Below are 20,091 nucleotides of genomic sequence, written 5' to 3' on the forward strand. Positions count from 1 at the left end.
GAAAATGACCCCTGCCGAAAAGAAGACCTGCCTGCCGGGCGCCGCGAACCTCGAATTCATGCGCACCGTGGACCGTTCCCTGCTGCACCGCTGGGCGCTGTCCGAGGTGTTTCTCACCGACGCCCGCAAGACCGGCGAGGACGAGTATCTCGCCGCCGCCCAGCTTCCCCCGCTGCACGCCTACTACACCGGGCACACCTCGCGGCTCGGCAGCCCCGACCCGATGCTGCTGCTGGAGTGCTGCCGGCAGGCCGAGACCTACGGCGGCCACGAGTACGCCGGGGTCTCTCGCAAGAGCAAGTTCCTGCTGCGGTCCTGGTCGATGGAGCTGCCGGGGCTGCTCACCCTCCCCCAGCAGGAACAGCCCGGTGAGCTGCGGATCTCGGTGCGCACCAGCAACCGCCGCGGCACCCCCGGCGATGTACGGCGGCTGACCTTCGGCATCGACATGAAGCTCGCCCAGCGCTGCCTCGGCTTCGTGCGCATGGACGTCGGCTACATCCCCGCCGAGGTCTACGACACGGTCCGTCTGCAGGGCCGCGGCCGGCCGCTGGTGCCGTTCCGGGACCTGCCCCGCCAGGGCGCGTACGTCGACCCGCACCTGGTCGGCCGCAGTGACCCGGCGAACGTCGTGCTCGCCGACGCCACCGTGGGCAGCGACAACGCGTCCGCGACCGTGCGGGTCCCGCTCGACAACCGCAGCATGTTCGACCACGGCCAGGACCACGTACCCGGCATGGTGCTCATGGAGGCGGCCCGCCAGCTCTGCCTGCTCGGCGTGTCCGACCTGTGGGGCGCCTCGGTCAGCCGCAGCACGGTCGCCGGCTTCGACTTCTCCTTCATGCGGTACGCCGAACTGGACATCCCCACCACGGTGCACATCCGCAAGACCGAGACGTACACGCACCAGGACAACCTCAGTCTGATGCTGCCCGACCTGCGGACCTTCCACATCGACTTCGAGCAGGACGGCGACGTCATCGCCTCCGGCCGGATGCACACCACCACGGCGTCGACGGGCGTTCCGCTGCTCGACGGAGAGGAGTGCCTGTGATCCCCGACGATCTGTGGCTCGCTCCCGCCGAGTGGCTGCCGCCCACCGCCGAGAAGACGGCGGACTCGCTGGCCACGGGCCGGGTGACCACCGGGGAGGCGGACGCGATGGGCTACGAGCAACTGCCCGTCTCCGACGGCCTGTCCGCCCCGCAGATGGCGGTGCGTGCCGCCCGGCGGGCCCTGACCCGGGCCGGCGTCCCCGCCGGGAACCTCACCGCCGTACTGCACGCCTGGACGTACTACCAGGGCCACGACTTCTGGTCGCCCGCGCACTACGTGGCCGCCGAGACCGGCGCCCACGACGCGATCCCGACCGGCATCCAGCAGATGTGCAACGGCGCGGCGGCGGCCCTGCGCATCGCGGTGGACCGACTGGCCGCGCATCCCGGCGGCGCGCCGGTCCTCATCACCACCGCCGACCGTTTCGCACCGCCGGGCTTCGACCGATGGGGCGGTGACTACGGCGTCTGGTACGGCGACGGCGGCACCGCGGCCGTCGTCGGCGCCGGACCCGACGGCGTCCCGGAGGGCGCGCTCGCCCTGCGCGCCCTGCGGACCCGGGCGGCGCCCGAGCTGGAGAACGCCCACCGCGACGCCGACACCTTCCATCCGGCGCCGCACACCCGGGGCGCGGCCGTGGACGTCCGCCGGACCAAGAAGGCGTTCCTCGCCGAGCACGACAAGCCGCGCTTCCTCGCCCGGCTGCGCCGGGAGACCACGGCCGTACTGGCCGCCGCGCTGACCGAGGCGGGCATCGGCCCGGACGGACGACGGCTGAGCACGGTACTGCTCCCACGCCTCGGCCGGGCCACCGCACGGGACGTGTACGGCCCCGCCGTCGCCGAGGTCACCGACGCGCCCCTGGCCGACCTGGGCGACCGCACCGGCCACCTCGGCGCCGGCGACCTGCTGTCCAACCTGACCGCCCTGACCACCGGCACCGGCCCGCACCGCCTCGAACGGGGCGAGTACGCGGCGGTGCTGAGCGCGGGCGCGGGATTCACCTGGAGCGCGGTCGTGGTGCAACGGACCTGATCCTCCTCCGGGGACTTCCCACCCTCCCGTCCCCGTTTCGCTCCTCTCCGCTTCTCTCCCCACCCTCTCCGCTTCGATCCCTCTCCGCTTCGAACTCGAAGAAAGGCACTGTCATGACGTTCCCTCAGCGCGAGGGTCCCGGTGAGCGGCGTCCCGTCCTCGTCGTGGGCGCGGGCCCCGTGGGACTCGTACTCGCCACCGAACTGCTCGCACAGGGTGTTCCGGTCCGGCTGATCGACCACTCGGCCGCCGGCCCCGTCCAGCACTCCCGGGCCAGCGTCGTGTGGCCGCGCAGCCTGGAACTCCTCGGCCGTATCGGCGCGTCCGAGCCGCTGATCGAGCTGGGCAACCGGCTGGACGAGGTGCAGTACTACTCCGAGAAGCGGCACCTGGGCTCCATCGAGATGAGCCGGCTCGCCGACACCCCGTACCCCTTCGGCGTGGTCGTCCCGCAGGACACCACCGAGGAGGTGATCCGCACCCGGCTGGCCGCCCACGGCGGTGAGATCGAGTTCGGTTCCCTCAGCGGGCTCGACACCTCGGGGCCCCGGCCGGTCGCCGACGTGACCCGGGCCGACGGGAGCACCGAGCGGATCGAGGCGGACTGGGTGATCGGCGCGGACGGCGCGCACAGCGCGGTGCGCCGCCTGGCCGGGATCGAGCTCCTGGGCACCGGGAACGACGTGCTGTTCGCCATCGGTGACGGCCCGGTGGCCGGTGACATGGACCAGCACGCGCTGGTCTACTGCTACTCCCGCTCCGGAGCCCTGGGCATCGCCCCCTTCGGCGGCGGCATGTACCGGCTCGCCATCAGCGTGCCGGACTGGCAAGGGGAGCAGGGGCCGCCGCCCGAGCTGTTCCAGCGGTTCCTCGACGAGCGTTCCCCGCGGCCCGGCATCGTCGGCGAGCTGGACTGGTCCACCATCTTCCGCGCCCGGCGCCGGGTGGCCGAGACCATGCGGGCGGGCCGGGTCTTCCTCGCCGGCGACGCCGCCCACGTGTTCAGCGCGGCGGGCGCGCAGGGCATGAACACCGGCATCCAGGACGCGGTCAATCTCGCGTGGAAGCTGGCCGGCGTCGTCAAGGGCGCCTTCGAACCGGGCATCCTCGACACCTACGACAGCGACCGCCATCTGGCCGCGGAGCGCATCGTGCTGACCACCGCCAAGCAGACCAGCTGGGGGCTGTTCAAGCGGCGCCACGAACTCGCCCTGCGCGACGCGACCGTACGGCTGGCCCACCGGACCGGGGTACTGCAACGGTTCGGCGCCCCGCTGATGGCGCAGCACGACGTCAGCTACCGGCCGGCCGAGTCCCTGCGCGACACGCTGCCGGGACTGACCCGCAGGCTCCGCGTCGGCGACCGGCTGCCAGTGTTCACCGCGTACGGCGCGCCCCAGCCGGGCGCCGAGCGCTGGCCCTCGATCGACCCGGCGCGGCTGACGCTGCTGCTCTGGGCCGGCGAACGGCAGGACGCCGCATGGGTGGCCGCCCGCGAGGCCGTGACAGAGGCCGCGCCCGACGGGGTGCCGGTACGGGACATCTCCGTCTGGCCGGGCTTCACCCCGTTGCTCGGCACCGCGCCGAAGGCCGTCCTGGTCCGCCCCGACGGACACATAGCGGCACTCACGGCCCCCGAACCGGCCGCGATCCGTACGGCACTGCGCCGGGCCGGCAACAGCTTCCGCACGGCCCGCCGCACCTCGGCACCGGCTGCGCCGGACGCGCCGGACGCGCCCACCCCGAACGACCCCACTACCGGCGCCGCCGACCCCACCGGCGCCCACAAGATCGAGGAGCTGGTCTCATGAGCCGCGCCGCGGTGTTGTGCGGCCTGGGCGGCGCGCTGCCGGCGACGGCCGTGTCGAACGAGGAGCTGGCCGGGCAGCTGGACACCTCCGACCAGTGGATCCGCACCCGTACCGGGATCGGCCTGCGCCATGTCGTGGCCCCGGGCGAGGCCACCTCCGACCTCGCCGTGGCGGCCGGGGAGCACGCCCTCGCCTCGGCCCGCCGTACGGGCGGGGACGCCGCCGCCGACGTGGACCTGGTGGTGCTGGCCACCAGCACACCGGACCGGCCGTGCCCGGCCACGGCACCGGACGTGGCCCACCGGCTCGGGCTGGGGACGGTGCCCGCCTTCGACGTGGCCGCCGTGTGCACCGGGTTCGTCTACGCGCTGGCCACCGCGTCCTCCATGATCACCGCCGGTGTCGCGGAACGGGCCCTGGTGATCGGCGCGGACACCTTCTCCACCATCCTCGACCCGGCCGACCGCACCACCCGGGCCATCTTCGGCGACGGAGCCGGAGCGGTGGTCCTGCGGGCGGGCGAGGCGGACGAGCCGGGAGCACTGCTCGGCTTCGACCTGGGCAGCGACGGCTCTGGGGCCGATCTGATCACGGTGCGCGCCGGAGGCTCCCGTCAGCGCTCCACGCCCGAACTCCCGGGCGGCGAGGACCACTTCTTCACGATGGACGGCCGACCCGTCTTCACCCAGGCCGTACTGAACATGAGCCGTTCCTCGCAGACGCTGCTCGACCGGGTCGGCTGGACACCCGCCGAGCTCGACAAGGTCGTGGCGCACCAGGCCAACATCCGCATCCTCAACGCCGTCGGCGAGCAACTCGGCCTCGACGACAAGCAGATCGTCGTGAACCTGGACCGGGTCGGCAACACCGTCGCCGCCTCGATCCCGCTCGCCCTGCGGGACGCCGCCGCCGACGGCGAGCTGCTGCCGGGCCACCGGGTACTCCTCACCGGCTTCGGCGGCGGCCTCACCTGGGGCTCGGCCGCTCTCGTCTGGCCGGCCCTCGAGACCGACTGACCTCTCCGAGACCACCGAACACACCGACCGCACCGACCACATCAATCAAAGGAACCTCATCATGAGCACTCCCGTCATCCAGACCCAGGAATCCCTCAAGCACCGCGTCTCCGCCCTGATCAGTGAGAAGTTCGGCCTCGACGAGACGGAACTGCTGTCCGGCGTCACCTTCGACGAGCTGGAGATCGACTCCCTCATCCTCGTGGAGCTCAGCCTGATCCTCCGCAAGGAGATGGGCATCGTCCTCCAGGAAGGCGAGCTGAAGGCCTCCTTCACGCTGAACGAGGCCGTCGCCGTGATCCGTGCGAAGGCGGATCAGGCGTGAGCGGCGTGGCCCGGGGTCGCGGCGTCGCGATCACCGGCATGGGCCTGGTCACTCCGGCCGGCATCGGGGTGGAGGAGAACTGGCGGCGCGTGCTGTCCGGCGTGTCCGCCGCGGCCACCGACCCCGAGCTGAAGGGCGAGCGGGTCGACATCTCCTGCCGGGTCCCCGGCTTCGACCCGACTGCCGAGCTGGGCCGGCGCACCGCCTGGAAGCTGGACCGCTTCACCCAGCTCGCCGTGGTCGCCGCCCGGCAGGCGGTCACCGACTCCGGCCTGGACACCGGGTCCTGGGACTGCACCCGGGTGGGCGTGGTCATCGGCAACTCGCTGGGCGGCGCGGCCACCCTGGAGAAGCAGCTGCGCACCTACTGCGAGGGCACCCCCGAGGACGTGTCGGCGCTGATGATCCCCATGAGCATGGTCAACATGGTCGCCGGATACATCGCGATGGACCTGCGCATCCACGGCCCCAGCCTGGTCACGGCGACCGCGTGCGCGTCGGGGGCGTCCGCGATCGGTACGGCCCGCGAATGGCTGCTGTCCGGGCTGTGCGACGTGGTCCTGGCCGGCGGGACCGAGTCGGCGATCAGCCCCGGCACGCTCAACGGGCTGTCCCGGATGGGCGCGCTGTCGGGCCGTACCGACCAACCGGCCGCGGCGTCCCGCCCGTTCGCGGCGGACCGGGACGGCTTCGTGGCCGGTGAGGGCGCGGCGCTCCTCGTACTGGAGCGGTGCGCGGACGCCACCGCCCGTGGCGCCCGGCGCTACGCCGACATCGCCGGCTTCAGCGCCACGTCCGACGCGCACCACGCCACCGCGCCGCATCCGCGGGGCGAGGGCCTGGCGCGGGCCCTGCGGGCCGCACTGGACGACGCCGGAGTGCTCCCCGACGAAGTGGAGCACGTCAACGCGCACGGCACCTCCACCCCGATGAACGACCTCACGGAGGCCCGTGCCCTGCACTCGGTCCTCGGCGACCGCGCGGCGGTCACCTCCACCAAGGGCGTCACCGGCCACACCCTGGCCGCGGCGGGTGCCGTCGAGGCGGCGTACACCGCACTGGCGCTGTACCACGGCGCCGTTCCGCCCACCGCCAACGTGGAGTCGCTGGACCCGGCGATCGACGTCGACATCGACGTCGTCACGGGCGCGGCACGACACCGGCGGATAAGCGTGGCGGCGAGCACCTCCCTGGGGTTCGGCGGCCACAACGCCGCCCTGATCCTCACCGCCGCCTGACGGGGCCGGGGTGTCCGCACCCCGGCCCCACCCACTCCCTTCTCCCTCTGACCTCCCTTCTCCCTCTGACCTCCCTTCTCCCTCTGATCTCCCTTCTCCCTCTGACGGACTCGACAGAAAGGAAGTGCGCATGACCACGCGTAACCTCGGCCCGACCGGACTCGCCGTCCACCCCGTCGGACTCGGATGCATGGGAATGAGCTGGGGTTATGCCGAGTCGCAGCGCGACGACACGGTCTCGGTCGCGGTGATACGGCAAGCCCTGGACGCCGGGCCGGTCCTGCTGGACACGGCCGACGCCTACGGCGAGGGTCACAACGAGACCCTCGTCGGCCGCGCCCTCGCCGGCCGCCGTGGTGACGCCGTGGTCGCCACCAAGACCGGCATCGTCGTCGACGACCTCGCCACCCGCAGCCTGAGCCGCGACGGTTCCCCCGAGCACATCCGGCGCTCGGCCGATGCCTCGCTCAGGCGGCTCGGCGTCGACGCCATCGACCTGTACTACCTGCACCGCGTCGACCCCGCCGTACCGTTGGAGGAGTCCTGGGGCGCGCTGTCCGAGCTTGTCCGGGCGGGCAAGGTGCGCCACCTCGGGCTGTCGGAGGTGACCCGGGAGCAGGCAGCCGCCGCCCACCGTGTCCATCCCGTGGCGGCGGTGCAGTCCGAACTGTCCCTGTGGACACGGGAGCCCCTCGACGAGGACACCGGGATCTCCGGCTGGTGCGCCGAGCACGGTGCCGCCTTCGTGCCGTTCGCGCCGCTGGGCCGGGGTTTCCTCACCGGCCGCTACACCCGGCCCGAGGACTTCGAGGCCGGCGACTTCCGCGCCACCAACCCACGCTTCACGGGTGAGGCGTTCACCGCGAACCTGCGTATCGCGCACGCGGTGGAGAAGGTCGCCGCACGGCACGGCGCCACCGCCGCCCAGGTCGCCCTGGCCTGGACCCTCGCCCAGGGCGACCACGTCGTTCCCGTCCCCGGCACCAAGCAGTCCCGCTATCTGGCGGACAACCTGGCCGCCGCCGACCTGCGCCTGACGGAGCGGGACCTTGGCGACCTGGACGCCGCGCCCGCCGCCACCGGCAGCCGGTACTAGGCGCTCCGCTGGGGTGCGCGATGGGTGGGTTGCCGGCTGCGGCGCCGTCTTGGCCGGTCGTGGCGCCTTCGTGGCCTACCGCGGCGCCGTCGTGGCCGGTCGCGCAGTTCCCCGCGCCCCTTGGGGGAGCTGCCCCGGCCCAGCCCTCACAACCTCCTCCCCGCCCCAACACCCCACACCGGCCCAGCCCTTCGACCAGCCCCGACGCACCCCCTCCGCACCCCTCCACACCCCTCCACAGGCAGGAGCACACCATGCCCGATCAGCCAGGCGGCGCCGTCGCGCCGTCCCCGTACACCGTGGCCGTCGTCGGTCTGGGCGGCACCGGACTGGCTCTGGTGCGCCGACTGGCCGGCGCGGGTCTCACCGTCGTCGCCGTCGACGACGACCCGGTGGCGCTGGCCCGCGCCCGTGAGCTGGACCCGTCCGAGCGCCCCCGCACGGTGACCCACTTCCCGGCGGGGGTCATCGAGGCCGACCTGGTCGTCGAGGCCGTACCGGAACCGGCGGCGCTCAAGCGGCTGGTGCTGGCCAAGGTGCGCCGGCATCTGCGGCCCGGCACCCCGGTGCTCACCACCGCGCTGACCACGTCCCTCGTCGACCTCCAGGGCGAAGCCGGCCCCGACCTGTTCGCGCTGCGCTTCCTGCGCGCGGACGACCTGGCCGCCGTGGAGGTCGCCCGCGCTCCCGGCGCCGGGGACGCGGCGGCCGAGCGGGTGGAACGGATCCTGACCGCCGCCGGAATCACCGCGCACCAGGTCGTCGACCGGCCCGGCTCACTCGCCCCCGGCCTGCTGCTCGGCCTGCTGAACCGGGCCGCGTGGATGGTCCACGACGGGTACGCCACCGCCGAGGACATCGACACCGCGGTACGGCTCGGCTGCGGCTGGCACGAGGGTCCGCTGGCGGTGCTGGACGCGATCGGCCTGGACACGGCACGCGACGTCCTCTCCCGCCTCGCCGAGACGGCCGACGGGCACGCGGCGCCCGCCCCGGTCCTCGACGAACTGATCGCCCGGGGCGCGCTCGGCCGCAAGACGGGCCACGGCTTCCACCGCCACGACCGGGTCGAGGAGGCGCGCCGCCCGGTGCTGCCGACCGCCCCGCCCGGCCGCCGGGTGGTGGTCGTCGGCTCGGGAACCATGGCCACCGGCATCGCGGAGTCCTTCGTACGCGGCGGCTTCGACACGACGCTGCTGGCCCGGACCGAGGAGAAGGCACAAGTGGCCGCGGAGCGCGTGGAGTTCGCGCTGCGGCGCACGGGGAGCGCGGACGAGGAGGGACGGGAGGCCGGTTTCTCGGCGACCACGGACCGCTCGGTGCTGGGCGAGGTGGACATCGTCGTCGAGGCGGTGGTGGAGGACCTGGAGGTCAAGCGGCGGCTGTTCGCCGAGCTGGGGGCGGTCTGCGCACCGCGCACGCTGCTGGCCACCTCCACCTCCAGCCTGCCGGTCGCCGCCTGCACCGAGCCCGCCGGCCGTCCCGCGGACGTACTGGGCCTGCACTTCTTCAACCCGGCTCCGGTGATGCGCCTGCTGGAGCTGATCCCGGCACCGGGCACCAGCAGGCACAACCTGGCCCGCGCCCGCGCGCTGGCCGAACAACTCGGCAAGCAGATCGTGCAGTGCGGCGACCGGGCCGGTTTCATCGTGAACGCGCTGCTCTTCCCGTATCTGAACCAGGCCCTGGAACTGCTGGACGCGGACGAGACGACGACCGCCGCGCTGGACGCGACCGCGCGAGCCGTGGGCGGTCAGCCGCTCGGTCCGGTGCGGCTGCTCGACACGGTCGGCGCCGATGTGGCCCTGGAGGTCCAGCACCGTCTGCAGGCCGACCCGCGCTGCCGGGCACCGGAGACGGCCCTGCTGCTCAAGCAGCTGGTGGCAGCGGGACACCTGGGCCGCAAGACGCCCGGCAAGAGCACCCGCACCTATCTGACCGCCCGCAGCACCACCGCGCCGGTCCCCGCGTCCGCCTGACCCCGCCGGGCCGCGGTCCTGCCCCTCCCCGGGCACGACCGCGGCCCGCCACCCTCCCAGTCACCCCCGACCGACCCCTCACCCGCATGGAAGGCCGCACCCCATGTCCGCTGTCCCCGGCGCACCGAACGCCCCCGTCGAGATCGCCTTCTTCGACGTCGACGAGACGCTGATCACCGTCAAGAGCATGTTCCGCTTCCTGGAGTTCCACTACCGCGAGCGCGGCCTGCCGCCGTCCGCCTACGAGGAGGCGGCGGACACGCTGCGGCGCAGGTCGGCGGCGGGTGTCTCACGGCTGGTCACCAACCGCGAGTACTACCGCCTTTACGCGGGCCGCTCGCGCGACGAGTTGTTCGCGCACGGCCGCGCCTGGTTCGACGCGGAGCTGGCCGGCGGCACACTGCTGCACCCGCCCGTGGTGTCCGCCCTGCGCCGGCACCGGGAGCAGGGGGCGTCGATCGTGCTGGTGTCGGGGTCGTTCCGGCCGTGTCTGGAGCCGCTCGCGGAGCTGCTCGGCGCCGACGAGATCCTGTGCAGCGAGCCGGAGTACGTCGACGGGCACTGCACGGGCCTGGTGGAACACCCGGTCATCGGCGTCGAGAAGGGCCGGCTGGCGCGCACGCTGATGCGGCGGCGCGCGGTGTCCCCCTCGCGCGCCGCCGCATACGGCGACCATGCCTCCGACCTCGACCTCCTGCGCTCCGCGGGCCGTCCCGTGGCCGTCGGCGACGACATGGTGCTCGGCGCCCATGTCGCCCGGGTGGGCGGAGGCACACTGCCGGGAGCCGGCCACGCCGCGAACGTCAGCCGGTCGTCCGCTCCTTGGCTACCGACGCCAGCGCGGTGAAGCACAGCTTGCCCTCCTGATGCATCGTCACCAGGAAGCGCGCACGGCCGAGTTGGTCGTCCGGAAGCTGCTGGACGTCCACCCAGCAGGGGGAGTCGAGTTCGACGTAGCGGTGGAAGACGGTCTCCATCGCCTCGGCGACGCCGACCCGGGGGTGGCGCATCGTTCGTACGGCCTGCTTGGCCGCCTCCAGCAGGAGGATGCCCGGGGCGTGGTCGCTGGGGTGGTCGAAGTACATCGGGTGGTGGGTGTCGATCCGCAGCTGCCAGCGGTCGGTGGCGTCGGTGGGTGAGAGCACCGCGTCCCGGAACTCCTCGCCGGCGCCGGAGGCCGGGGGCGGCAGCGGGCGGCTCCGGGCCAGTTCCAGCATCCGGTGGGCGTCGCCGTACGAGCCGCGGAGCCGCTCGTAGATGGCGGGCTGCTGGATGGTGAAACGGGTGTGGGCGGTGGCCAGTTGCTCGCCGTCGCGCAGCACCGTGATGTCCAGGGACAGGGCCGTGACCCGGTCGCGGCGGCGGACCACGTCGTAGCAGCGGATGTGCAGGTCCGGCCGGCCGCCGATGCCGCCCTCGCGCAGGGTGTCCAGGTTCAGCGCGTAGCGGTACTCGCTCCAGAGCAGACGGTGGCCGAACGGGACGTCGTAGCCGGCGTGCGACAGCAGCGGGAACGTCTGCCGAATCGTTTCCGTAAGCAGGACGGCACTGTCCTGGCCCTGGTCCCCCGCACCCACGAGGCCGCTCGTGTCCGTCCAGTCCGCCGCGACGAGGAACTCGTCCTCCGCCAGTCGCTTCAGGCCCACAAGGAGTACCTGGCCGGCGTCGTGCTTGTGGACGAGGTCCTTCGTGACCCGCAGCGGTCTCGAAACGGCAGCCGTCATCATCTCGTTCATGTGAATCCCCCTGTGTCGATGCTCTGACACGAACTGCTCCCCCAGCGGTGGCGGAGCCGCGCTACGGCAAGTAACATAGAGGACGTTCTTTTTCTTGTCGAGACCGGGATGCAGCCATGGCACCAGCGAACCCGAATCCCGCCCCCAAACAGGAGCGTGCGATTCAGACCCGAGAGCAGCTCTTGAAGGCAGCCGCGGAGGTCTTCGACGAGTACGGATATGCGGGCGCCGGGATCAACAAGATCCTGCAGCGCGCGGGGGTGACCGCGGGAGCTCTTTACTTCCATTTCAAGGACAAGAAGAGCCTCGCGATGGAAGTGATGAACGCCCAGCGCGGCACCATCGAGCCGCATGTGCCCACCACCGGCCTGCAGCGGCTGGTGGACATCACCCTCATCTGGTCGCACTCGCTCCAGGCCGACCCGATGCTGCGCGCCGGCGTCCGCCTCACCGGCGAACAGGCCGCCTTCGGCCTGCAGGACGCCACGCCGTACGCGGTCTGGACCCGCAGCTTCGAGGAGTGTCTGGAAGTGGCGCGCGCCCAGGGCGAGTTGCGTGAGCACGTACGGATCGACGAGCTGGCCGAGTTCGTGGTCGGCGCGTGCACCGGCATGCAGGAGTACGCGCAGGTCGTCTCCCGGCGCGCCGACCTGCCCCGCCGCACGGTGAACATGTGGCGCGCGCTGCTGCCCGGCATCGCCGCCGGTCCGGCCTTCGACGGGATCGAGAACAGCGAGGAGCGCGCACAGTCCCTGTGGACGTCCGTGAGCGCGCCCGACCAAGGGGAGGGAACCCAGCCATGACCGACCGACCGCGCCTCCTGCGCCGCCTGCGGATCGCCGCCGTCAACATCGACGGCGTCCTGCTCGACGACACCTTCAGCCCGCTCATCCACCAGTTCGTCACCCGCCGCGGCGGCACCTACTCGGCCGACGTCGAGCGCAGTGTCTTCTCGCAGCGGCAGGCCGACGCCGGCCGCGCCATGGCGGCGGTGGTGCCGCAGGCCATGACCGGCGAGGAGGCCCTGGCCGCCTACTTCGAGGAGCGCGCCGCCTACCTCGTCGACCACCCCGTCGAGATCACCGCGGGAGCCGGGCCGCTGCTGGAACGGCTGCGCGCCGCCGGGCTCGACGTGGTCTGCTACGGCGGCCTGGCCAAGTCCCACTTCGACGAGCAACTCGGTGCGTACGCGCACCTGTTCACGCCTCCCCACTACATATGCACCAACGACGTGCGCCCCGGACTGCGGGAGATCACCGCGCACTTCGGCCTCGACCACGGCCAGGTGCTCTTCATCGACGACGTGGCCCGGGTCGCCGAGGCGGCGCGAGACATCGGGGCACCGTTCATCGGCCACCCCAGCCGGTTCGAGCACAGCCACCAGGCGGAGCTGATGCGGCAGGCCGGGGTACGCCATCTCGTGGGCGGGCTGGACGAGATCGACGACGCGCTGCTGCGCACGCTGGACGAGGAGGCGACCACCGGCACGCTGTGGCCGACCCGGTCCGACGAACTGGTCCCGACGACCCGTTAGCCCCCGCCGGACAGAAACCCGGGCGGCCACGGCACCCCGGGGCCGCCCGGGGCCGCGCCGGGGCCGACGCGAGCCGACGCGAGCCGACGCGAGCCGACGCGAGCCGACGCGAGCCTACTTGGGCCTACTTGGGCCTACTTGGGCCTACTTGGGCCTACTTGGGCCTACTTGGGCCTACAGCCCGGTACCGACACCCTGCCAGGACCCGCCGGGACGAGAACCCGACCACCAACACCCGGTGGCCGACCCGCGCCAACAAATGGCATCGACAACCTGCCAGGGCCTGTCGGGGCCTGTCGGGCGAGCAACCAACCACCAGCACCCGGTGGCCACCCCGGCCGACAGCCCGGTACCGACAGCCCGCCAGGACCCGTCGCCCCAGGCTGTCCGGGCGCCCGCGCAAGCGAGGCCCCGGCCGGCCTGCCCCGGCCTACCCGGCCTGTCGTCTCGCCGGTCAGCCCGGTCCACCGGCCCGCCGGTCTGCCCCGCCCCGGCAGCCCTCCGCCGTCTCAGACGGCCAGTGTGCCGCCGTCGACCGGGACGGTCGCGCCGGTCACGAAGGACGATGCGTCGCCGCACAACCACAGTGCCGCCTGCGCCACCTCCACCGGGGCGGCGAACCGCTTCTGGACGGCTCGCGCGAAGAACGTCTGCTCCACGCCGGGCATCTGCTCGATGACCGACTCCATCATCTCGGTGAGTGTGCTGCCCACGGCCAGCGCGTTGACCCGGATGCCCCGGTCGCCGTACTGGGCCGCCGCGGCCTTGGTCAGGCCGATCACCGCGTGCTTGGCGGCCACATAGGGCGCACCCACCCCAGTGGCGATGAGACCGGCCACGCTCGCGGTGTTGACGATCGAGCCACCGCCGGTGTCGAGCATGGCGCGGATCTGGTGACGCATGCAGTTCCACACGCCCCGGACGTTCACGTCCATGACGGTGTCGTAGTCGTCGTCCGACATCTCGTGCAGATCGACGCCGGGCACGGCCTGACCCGCGTTGTTGAAGGCGGCGTCCAGACGGCCGAAGCGTTCCACCGCCGCGTCGACGACCCGCTCGACGTCCTCGCCACGGCGTATGTCCCCGGGCACGGCCAGGGCGCGACCGCCCCGCGCCTCGATCTCCTTGACCACCGAGGCCAGTTGTTCATGGCGGCGGGCCGTGACCACGACAGCCGCGCCGTGCTCGGCGAAGAGCCGTGCGGCCGCCGCGCCGATACCCGACGAAGCTCCGGTGATCATGACTACCCGGCCACTCATTGCGCACGTCTGTTCGATCATGAAAGTCAGTCAAACAGGCGGTCCACAGGTAGTCAGCCGGATGGGACAGTCCTTACCAGCCAACCTGCCAAGAACGTTCCGAGCTGCTCGTTCTCCGGATCTCTTGGGAATCTCTTGACCTATGGTTGGTGCTGCCGCGGGCCGCCCGCGGCGCACGGGGCAGGAGGAGGCGCGAGCACACGTGGCGAAGCAGGAGAGGGCGGAGCAGACCCGGCAGCGACTCATCGAGGCCGCGTCCGCCACATTCGCCGAGCACGGCTACGCCGGCACCTCCTTGCACCAGATCGTCAGATCGGCCGGTGTCACCATGGGCGCGCTCACCTTCCACTTCGCGAGCAAGTCGGCCCTGGCGGACGCGGTCCAGGAGGCCGGCACGGCCGCCACCCGCGAGGTCCTGCACAGCGCCGGACACACACCGGGACTCCAGGGCGTGCTCGACGAGGTGCTGGCGCTCGCCGACGCCCTGCGCAACACCCACAGCATCCGCGCCGCCGCCCGGCTCACCCGCGAGGGCCACGCCGCCGACCACGGCTGGTACGACTCCTGGGCCCCCGATCTGCGCGAGGCGCTGGAACGGGCCTGGAGCGAGGAACACCTGGACGGCGGGCTGACCCCGCTGGCGGCGACCTCGCTGCTCTCCCACGTACTGCTCGGCGTCGAGGCCACCGCCGCCTCCCCGGACTCACTGCGCACGGCCACCGGCGACGGACCCGAGGAGGGCCTGACCCACGCCCTGAGAGCGCTGGGCACCCTCATCGCCCCCTCGGCCGCCTCCGCTCGGGGCGAGGACTGACCGACGGTTCGCCGGTCCCCGCGGAGGACCTCCTCCCGGCGCGACCGCCCTCACTGAACGCACCGTTCCGCACACGTGCCGTGGCGACCCGGCCGACGCACTCGTACCCCCGTACGGAATTTTCCGTGCCCCGCACATCACTCCCGACACCCGCCCCGACACCACTCCTGTCGCAGCTCAGAGCACCCGGCCACATCGCCACGCACGGCGCCGCACACCCCTCCCCGCCGCCGCCCGGCCGGCACTCCATCTAGAAACATAGAGAATGTTCTGTATATTCGTGGCTGACCGGGGGAGAGGAGTCCGTACATGTATCCGGCCATGGAGCACGTCCCGCCGGCCCAGCGGCTCTTCGCCCATCTGCCGCGGGCCGACCAACGGCGGTGGGCGGGCGTCTATCTCAGGGGACTGCTCGCCACCCAGGGCAAGAAGTCGCTGCGGCGCATAGCGGCCTCGGTGACACCGTCCCCGACGGCGCCCCAGTCGCTGCAGCAGTTCGTCAACGACAGCGCCTGGCAGTGGCGCCCGGTCCGCGCCGAACTCGCCCGCTGGGCCGCCGAGCACACCGCCACGCACGCCTGGACACTCTCCCCCGTGGTCATCCCCAAGCGGGGCGAGCTGTCCGTCGGCGTCCACCGGCGCTTCGTGCCCGCCTTCGGACGCACCGTCAACTGCCAGCTCGCCGTCGGCGCGTTCCTCTCCGGCGACCTCGGCGACCTCGCCGTGGACTGGCAGCTGTACCTGCCGCGCCGCTGGACCGAGGACGCCCGGCTGCGACGCCAGGCCCGCATCCCCGAGGCCACCGGCCACGCCACCGCGGCCGAGCTGTGCCTCGCCCTCGCCGACCAACTGGCCCGGATCACACCCGAGATGCCGCCGGTCGTCGTCCACACCGACGGCCACATCGACGCCGGAGCCGTGATCGCGGGCCTTCAGGCCCGCGGCCTGGACTGGATCGTGGCCGTACCCGACACCCTGCCCCTGCGGCTCGTGGCGTCCACCGGTCCCCACCCGGCGGACGCCACGACCCTCCACCCGTCCCAGCCCCAGACCCAGACCCAGTCCCCGGCCCCGGAGCCGGCGGCCGAGCTGCTGCGCCGGCACGCCCGTCCGCCCACCGCCACCCCCCTCGCCCCCGGGCAGCACCGGCTCGGCACCGTACAGGTGCTGCTGCCGGGCGGGACCCGGCCGGCCCTGCTGGCCGGTGTCTGGACCGGCTCGCGCTTACGGCCCGACCGGCTCTGGCTGACCAACCTGCCCCCGGCGCACCAGGCCCGGGCCCTCGCGGTCATCGGCTCGGCCACGGCCGCCCGGGCCGGGGCCGCGGAGGCCGAACTGGGCCTGCACGACTTCGCGGGCCGGTCCTACCCCGGCTGGCACCGCCACGCCACGCTGGTCTCCGTCGCCTCGGCACACCGCAGGCTCGGGCACGAGGTGTGTCTGCGCCCCAACGGCGACTGACCGCCGCCGTGTGCCGGCCGCCGTATGCCGACCGGACCGGCCGGACACCACCGCTCGACGGCCCTCCCCCACGTACCGACGGCCCTTCCCCCCACGCACAGCACCACAGGAGACCCGCAGCGGCGCGGGACTCCTGCCGATCTGTTCGTCCGTACACCGCTCACTGCACCGGGCGGTGGCACCCACCTTGAGGAGGGGCTGTGGAGTTCCGTGTCCTTGGACCGATCGACGTCCGTGAGCAGGGGCGTGATGTCACCCCCAGCGCGCCCAAGCAACGGCAGGTACTCGCCCTGCTCCTGGCGAAGGCCAACCACCGTGTGTCCGTACCGGCGCTGCTGAGCGAGGTGTGGGACGGCGAGCCGCCCCGCACCGCGACCACCGCACTACAGACGTACATAGGGGCGATACGCAAGGCGCTGGCCGCCGGTACCGGCACCAGCGCCCGCGACATCGCCGACCACCGGCTGGTCACCGACGGCAACGGTTACGTACTGCGCCTCGAACACGACGAATGGGACCGGCCGCGCTTCGAGCGGCTGGTCCTGGAGGCCCGCGGCCTGCTGGAGAGGCGCGAGGCGCACGCCGCGACGGACACCCTCGGCGAGGCGCTGGCCATGTGGCGCGGCACGCCCTTCTGCAACGTCCGGCACGGCAGCCAACTCACGGTGCAGGCAAGGGTGTTGAACGAGGCCCACCTCGCGGCCTGCGAGGTGCGCATCGACGCGCTGCTGCTGTGCCGGCGCTTCCAGGAGGCGGTCGGGGAGGCCGTCGCCCTGGTCGGCGACCACCCGTACCACGAGAACCTGCACACCCAGCTGATGCGGGCGCTGTACGCCTCGGGCCGCCGGGCCACGGCGCTGGAGGTCTACCAGTCGCTGCACCGCCGGATGACCGACGACCTCGGCATCCCGCCGTCACCGTCCACCACGACCCTGCACCGTGTGATGCTCCAGGACAGCCCCGACCAGCGCTACCTCGCCGCCGCCGGCGCCGGGGCCCTGCTCTGAGCCGGAGGCACCCGCCGACCCGTCGGGTGCCTCCGGGCCCGCCCCCGGACAACCGGACACCCCCGCACCCCCCGCTCCGCCCTCAGGCGCCCGTGTCCTCGCCCGCCCACAGGCTCTCCACGGCCCGCGCCGGGCCGCCCGCCCCGCGCACCTGCTCCATGGCCACCTGGACGAAGGCCCGCAGCCGGGCCGTCTCGTGGCCGGTGGGCCAGACGAACGCGTAGTCGATGGCCGGGGCGTCCGTGAAGGGCTTGAAGACCAGGCCGGGACGGCTGTAGTAGTGCGCGCCCGCAGCCGCCACCGGCGTCACGCCCTTGCCCGCGAGAACGAGGGAGAGCGCGTCCTCCCAGTGCGTCATGGCCTGCCCGTGCGGGATGGGCCGCCCCGACGGCGTCTGCCGCGGGAAGTGGTGGTCCAGCCAGTGCGTCGGCACGTTCCCGGCGACCGTCAGCAGCGTCGCCTCCGCCAGGTCCTCCACGCTCACCGACTCACGGCGCGCGAACGGGTGCGCGGACGCCATCAGCAGCACCCTCGGCTGTGACACCAGCACCGGACCCAGTGTCAGATCCGGCTCGGTCACCGGTGGTTCGGTGACCTGGAGCTCGATGTCCCCCGCGCGCAGCGGCCCGTAGGGGTCCGAGATCTGCACCTGGCGTATCTGCACGTCCACGCCCGGGTACCGGCGCCCGAACACCTCGGCGACGCTGTGCAGCAGATGGCCCGTGAACGCGCCGGAGAAGCCGATCCGCAGCATCCCGGTGATACCCCGGCCGGCCGCCATGGCCTTGGCCACGGCCTCCTCGATCCCCCGCCACGCGGGCGCGATGTCGTCCCGGAGCTGTTCCCCGATGGGGGTCGGTGTGACCTGGCGGCTGGTGCGGTCGAACAGCCTGGCGCCGATACGGCGCTCCAGCCGGGCGATGGTCTGGCTGACGCGGCTCTGCGAGACCCCCACGCGTTCGGCGGTCCGGCCGAAGTGCAGTTCCTCCGCGAGAGTCAGGAAAATCTCGATCTCCTGGCGTTCCATGACCGGTTCTCCCGCCCCCTCCCACTGCTGCGACCTCGAACGATGAGCCCAGTGAATCGATCGTTGCACAGATCGTCCTTGTTGCGCAGGTCCCCTGATTCGAAGCTGATCAGGCAAGTCAGACCGGCAGGTCAGATCCCCAGGAAGGACCGCTCATGGCCGTCACCGAATCCTCACCTCCCACCACTTCCCCGCACGAAGTCGCCACACCACCCGGGCCCACCGCCGACGGCGCCGCCTTCGGGGCCCGCGAGTGGCTCGTACTGATCACCCTGTGCTGCGCCACGTTCATGTGCGGCCTGGACTTCTCCATCGTCACCGTCGCCCTGCCCGACATCGGCAACGCCCTCGGCTTCTCCTCGGCCGGCACCCTGCAGTGGGTGGCCACCGCCAGCCTGCTGCCCTCGGCCAGCCTGTTGCCCCTGTTCGCCCGGGTCGCCGACCTGATCGGCCGCAAGCGGCTGTTCACCCTCGGCGTCGTCGTGTTCACCCTGTTCTCGCTCGGCGCCGCCCTCGCGAACAGCCCCGGCGTGCTGATCGCCACCCGCATCGGCCAGGGCACCGCCGCCGCGATGATCGCCCCGTCCGCCATCGCCCTGATGACCGGCTACTTCCAGGAGGGCCCCAAGCGCGCCCGCGCCCTGGGCCTCAACGGCGCCGTCATGTCGCTGGGCTTCGTGCTCGGCGCGCTCGGCGGCGGTGTCATCACCAACGGCTTCAGCTGGCGCTGGACCATGGTCGCGCTGTGCGTGATCGGCACGGTGGCACTGGCCGGCGCGCTGGCCCTGCCGGCGATCCACGAGTCCCGTGCCGCCCGCCGGATGGACATCCCGGGCGCGATCCTGTCCACGCTCGGCCTGTTCGGCCTGGTCTACGGCATCTCCACCGGCGGTGACGAGGGCTGGACCCGCCCCGCCGCGCTCGGCCCGATCGTCGGCGGCCTGGTACTGCTGGCCGCGTTCCTGCTGGTCGAGCGGCGCCACCCGGAGCCGCTGGTGCCGCTGTCCGTACTGAACCGGCCGTCCGTGAAGTGGTCGGGGCTGTTCGGTGTCATCACCTTCGGCATGTGCGCCGGTACGACCGTGCTGCTGAGCCTGTACATGCAGGACGTGCTCGGCTTCACCGCCCTTCAGGCCGGTCTGAGCTACCTCGGCGAGGGCGCGGCGGCGATGCTCGGCGGCCTGTACGTCGCCAAGCTGCTCGGCCGGTTCGGCGGAGTGCGGGTGCTGGCCGCGGGCCTGCTCATCCAGGGCGTCGGTACGGTCGGGATGTTCGCCCTGCCCCAGGACGTGAACCTGGCCGTCCTGCTCGTCACCTCCTCGGTCATGGGACTCGGCCACGTCTTCAGCGTCGTCTCCTTCATCACCGTGATGACCACGGGCGTCACCGAGGAGGACCAGGGTGTCGTGGGCGGACTGTCGCAGCTGCCGCAGTACGTGGCCGCGATCGGTGTCTCGGGTCTGAGCGCGATCGCCGCCGCCCGCACCAACGCCCTCTCGTCGGGCATCGTCCCGACCCGCGCCGACATCCTGGGCGGGCTGCACGCGGGCATGGTCACGGCCGGTGTCGTCACCCTCGTCGGCGCCCTGCTCGTCGGTGTCCTGCTGCGCAAGCGGACCGCGGCCTAGGGCCTCCCGTGTCCGGCACACGGCACCGCCCGCCGGAACCGTCCGCGCACCCGGCGCGACCGTCCGCCG

General features: G+C 72.6%; 18 protein-coding genes. 15 read left to right on the forward strand and 3 right to left on the reverse strand.

Annotated elements, in window-relative coordinates:
• Window positions 1–4: 4 nt before the first annotated feature.
• The 9 genes from OHN74_RS20060 (at window position 5) to OHN74_RS20100 (ending at window position 10,403) form a co-directional block, all read left to right on the forward strand.
• The gene (locus OHN74_RS20060; protein WP_327695933.1) at window positions 5–1,054 is read left to right on the forward strand and encodes an AfsA-related hotdog domain-containing protein; all 1,050 of its coding nucleotides are present in this window, start codon (window positions 5–7) and stop codon (window positions 1,052–1,054) included.
• A complete protein-coding gene (locus OHN74_RS20065; RefSeq protein ID WP_327695934.1) occupies window positions 1,051–2,091 on the forward strand; it encodes a 3-oxoacyl-ACP synthase in 1,041 nt (346 codons plus the stop codon). The genes OHN74_RS20060 and OHN74_RS20065 overlap by 4 nt, the downstream gene beginning before the upstream one ends.
• A 113-nt stretch (window positions 2,092–2,204) precedes the next feature.
• Complete coding sequence (locus OHN74_RS20070) at window positions 2,205–3,902, forward strand: FAD-dependent monooxygenase (protein WP_327695935.1); 1,698 nt, start codon at window positions 2,205–2,207, stop codon at window positions 3,900–3,902.
• Window positions 3,899–4,918 carry a beta-ketoacyl-ACP synthase III gene (locus OHN74_RS20075; RefSeq protein ID WP_327695936.1) on the forward strand — a complete coding sequence of 340 codons (1,020 nt, stop codon included), beginning with the start codon at window positions 3,899–3,901 and terminating at the stop codon, window positions 4,916–4,918. Before OHN74_RS20070 ends, OHN74_RS20075 begins: the two co-directional genes overlap by 4 nt.
• A 61-nt stretch (window positions 4,919–4,979) precedes the next feature.
• A complete protein-coding gene (locus OHN74_RS20080) occupies window positions 4,980–5,243 on the forward strand; it encodes an acyl carrier protein (RefSeq protein ID WP_327695937.1) in 264 nt (87 codons plus the stop codon).
• 5 nt (window positions 5,244–5,248) lie between these two features.
• The gene (locus tag OHN74_RS20085) at window positions 5,249–6,481 is read left to right on the forward strand and encodes a beta-ketoacyl-[acyl-carrier-protein] synthase family protein (RefSeq protein WP_443060564.1); all 1,233 of its coding nucleotides are present in this window, start codon (window positions 5,249–5,251) and stop codon (window positions 6,479–6,481) included.
• Window positions 6,482–6,611: 130 nt separating this feature from the next.
• Window positions 6,612–7,577 (forward strand): aldo/keto reductase, encoded by a 966-nt coding sequence (locus OHN74_RS20090; protein ID WP_327695938.1) that lies wholly within the window; start codon window positions 6,612–6,614, stop codon window positions 7,575–7,577.
• Window positions 7,578–7,831: 254 nt separating this feature from the next.
• Entirely contained in the window at window positions 7,832–9,556 is a 1,725-nt protein-coding gene (locus OHN74_RS20095) for a 3-hydroxyacyl-CoA dehydrogenase family protein (protein ID WP_327695939.1), read from the forward strand.
• A 103-nt stretch (window positions 9,557–9,659) separates the two neighbouring features.
• Window positions 9,660–10,403, forward strand: coding sequence for an HAD family hydrolase (locus OHN74_RS20100; protein ID WP_327695940.1), 744 nt, complete (start codon window positions 9,660–9,662; stop codon window positions 10,401–10,403).
• Here OHN74_RS20100 and OHN74_RS20105 read toward each other — a convergent pair.
• Window positions 10,360–11,292, reverse strand: coding sequence for a ScbA/BarX family gamma-butyrolactone biosynthesis protein (locus tag OHN74_RS20105; RefSeq protein ID WP_327695941.1), 933 nt, complete (start codon window positions 11,290–11,292; stop codon window positions 10,360–10,362). The two genes, OHN74_RS20100 and OHN74_RS20105, sit on opposite strands and share 44 nt — an antisense overlap.
• A 116-nt stretch (window positions 11,293–11,408) precedes the next feature.
• Between OHN74_RS20105 and OHN74_RS20110 the strand changes: the two genes are divergently transcribed.
• Window positions 11,409–12,095, forward strand: coding sequence for a ScbR family autoregulator-binding transcription factor (locus OHN74_RS20110; protein ID WP_327695942.1), 687 nt, complete (start codon window positions 11,409–11,411; stop codon window positions 12,093–12,095).
• Window positions 12,092–12,826: an HAD family phosphatase gene (locus OHN74_RS20115; protein WP_327695943.1), complete on the forward strand. Its 735-nt coding sequence runs from the start codon at window positions 12,092–12,094 to the stop codon at window positions 12,824–12,826. Before OHN74_RS20110 ends, OHN74_RS20115 begins: the two co-directional genes overlap by 4 nt.
• 509 nt (window positions 12,827–13,335) lie before the next feature.
• Here the strand turns inward: OHN74_RS20115 and OHN74_RS20120 are convergent.
• The gene (locus OHN74_RS20120; RefSeq protein ID WP_443060414.1) at window positions 13,336–14,106 is read right to left on the reverse strand and encodes an SDR family NAD(P)-dependent oxidoreductase; all 771 of its coding nucleotides are present in this window, start codon (window positions 14,104–14,106) and stop codon (window positions 13,336–13,338) included.
• 181 nt (window positions 14,107–14,287) lie between these two features.
• Between OHN74_RS20120 and OHN74_RS20125 the strand changes: the two genes are divergently transcribed.
• From OHN74_RS20125 to OHN74_RS20135, 3 genes are all read left to right on the forward strand, one after another.
• Window positions 14,288–14,899 carry a TetR family transcriptional regulator gene (locus OHN74_RS20125; protein WP_327695945.1) on the forward strand — a complete coding sequence of 204 codons (612 nt, stop codon included), beginning with the start codon at window positions 14,288–14,290 and terminating at the stop codon, window positions 14,897–14,899.
• 309 nt (window positions 14,900–15,208) lie between these two features.
• Window positions 15,209–16,360: an IS701 family transposase gene (locus OHN74_RS20130; protein WP_327695946.1), complete on the forward strand. Its 1,152-nt coding sequence runs from the start codon at window positions 15,209–15,211 to the stop codon at window positions 16,358–16,360.
• Window positions 16,361–16,560: 200 nt separating this feature from the next.
• Window positions 16,561–17,367, forward strand: coding sequence for an AfsR/SARP family transcriptional regulator (locus OHN74_RS20135; protein ID WP_327695947.1), 807 nt, complete (start codon window positions 16,561–16,563; stop codon window positions 17,365–17,367).
• Between the two features lie 82 nt (window positions 17,368–17,449).
• Here the strand turns inward: OHN74_RS20135 and OHN74_RS20140 are convergent, their stop codons facing one another.
• A complete protein-coding gene (locus OHN74_RS20140) occupies window positions 17,450–18,394 on the reverse strand; it encodes a LysR family transcriptional regulator (protein WP_327695948.1) in 945 nt (314 codons plus the stop codon).
• Between the two features lie 155 nt (window positions 18,395–18,549).
• On the opposite strand from OHN74_RS20140, the gene OHN74_RS20145 reads away from it, so the two are divergent.
• The gene (locus OHN74_RS20145; protein WP_327695949.1) at window positions 18,550–20,022 is read left to right on the forward strand and encodes an MFS transporter; all 1,473 of its coding nucleotides are present in this window, start codon (window positions 18,550–18,552) and stop codon (window positions 20,020–20,022) included.
• Window positions 20,023–20,091 lie beyond the last annotated feature (69 nt).

This window comes from Streptomyces sp. NBC_00459 (assembly GCF_036013955.1).
Lineage (GTDB): Bacteria > Actinomycetota > Actinomycetes > Streptomycetales > Streptomycetaceae > Streptomyces.

Bases quoted from the DNA above. Each gene is read 5' to 3' on its own strand.
- OHN74_RS20060 (WP_327695933.1), top strand. From the start codon at position 5: ATGACCCCTGCCGAAAAGAAGACCTGCCTGCCGGGCGCCGCGAACCTC.
- OHN74_RS20070 (WP_327695935.1), top strand. From the start codon at position 2,205: ATGACGTTCCCTCAGCGCGAGGGTCCCGGTGAGCGGCGTCCCGTCCTC.
- OHN74_RS20075 (WP_327695936.1), top strand. From the start codon at position 3,899: ATGAGCCGCGCCGCGGTGTTGTGCGGCCTGGGCGGCGCGCTGCCGGCG.
- OHN74_RS20080 (WP_327695937.1), top strand. From the start codon at position 4,980: ATGAGCACTCCCGTCATCCAGACCCAGGAATCCCTCAAGCACCGCGTC.
- OHN74_RS20090 (WP_327695938.1), top strand. From the start codon at position 6,612: ATGACCACGCGTAACCTCGGCCCGACCGGACTCGCCGTCCACCCCGTC.
- OHN74_RS20095 (WP_327695939.1), top strand. From the start codon at position 7,832: ATGCCCGATCAGCCAGGCGGCGCCGTCGCGCCGTCCCCGTACACCGTG.
- OHN74_RS20100 (WP_327695940.1), top strand. From the start codon at position 9,660: ATGTCCGCTGTCCCCGGCGCACCGAACGCCCCCGTCGAGATCGCCTTC.
- OHN74_RS20105 (WP_327695941.1), bottom strand. From the start codon at position 11,292: ATGAACGAGATGATGACGGCTGCCGTTTCGAGACCGCTGCGGGTCACG.
- OHN74_RS20110 (WP_327695942.1), top strand. From the start codon at position 11,409: ATGGCACCAGCGAACCCGAATCCCGCCCCCAAACAGGAGCGTGCGATT.
- OHN74_RS20115 (WP_327695943.1), top strand. From the start codon at position 12,092: ATGACCGACCGACCGCGCCTCCTGCGCCGCCTGCGGATCGCCGCCGTC.
- OHN74_RS20120 (WP_443060414.1), bottom strand. From the start codon at position 14,106: ATGATCGAACAGACGTGCGCAATGAGTGGCCGGGTAGTCATGATCACC.
- OHN74_RS20130 (WP_327695946.1), top strand. From the start codon at position 15,209: ATGTATCCGGCCATGGAGCACGTCCCGCCGGCCCAGCGGCTCTTCGCC.
- OHN74_RS20140 (WP_327695948.1), bottom strand. From the start codon at position 18,394: ATGGAACGCCAGGAGATCGAGATTTTCCTGACTCTCGCGGAGGAACTG.
- OHN74_RS20145 (WP_327695949.1), top strand. From the start codon at position 18,550: ATGGCCGTCACCGAATCCTCACCTCCCACCACTTCCCCGCACGAAGTC.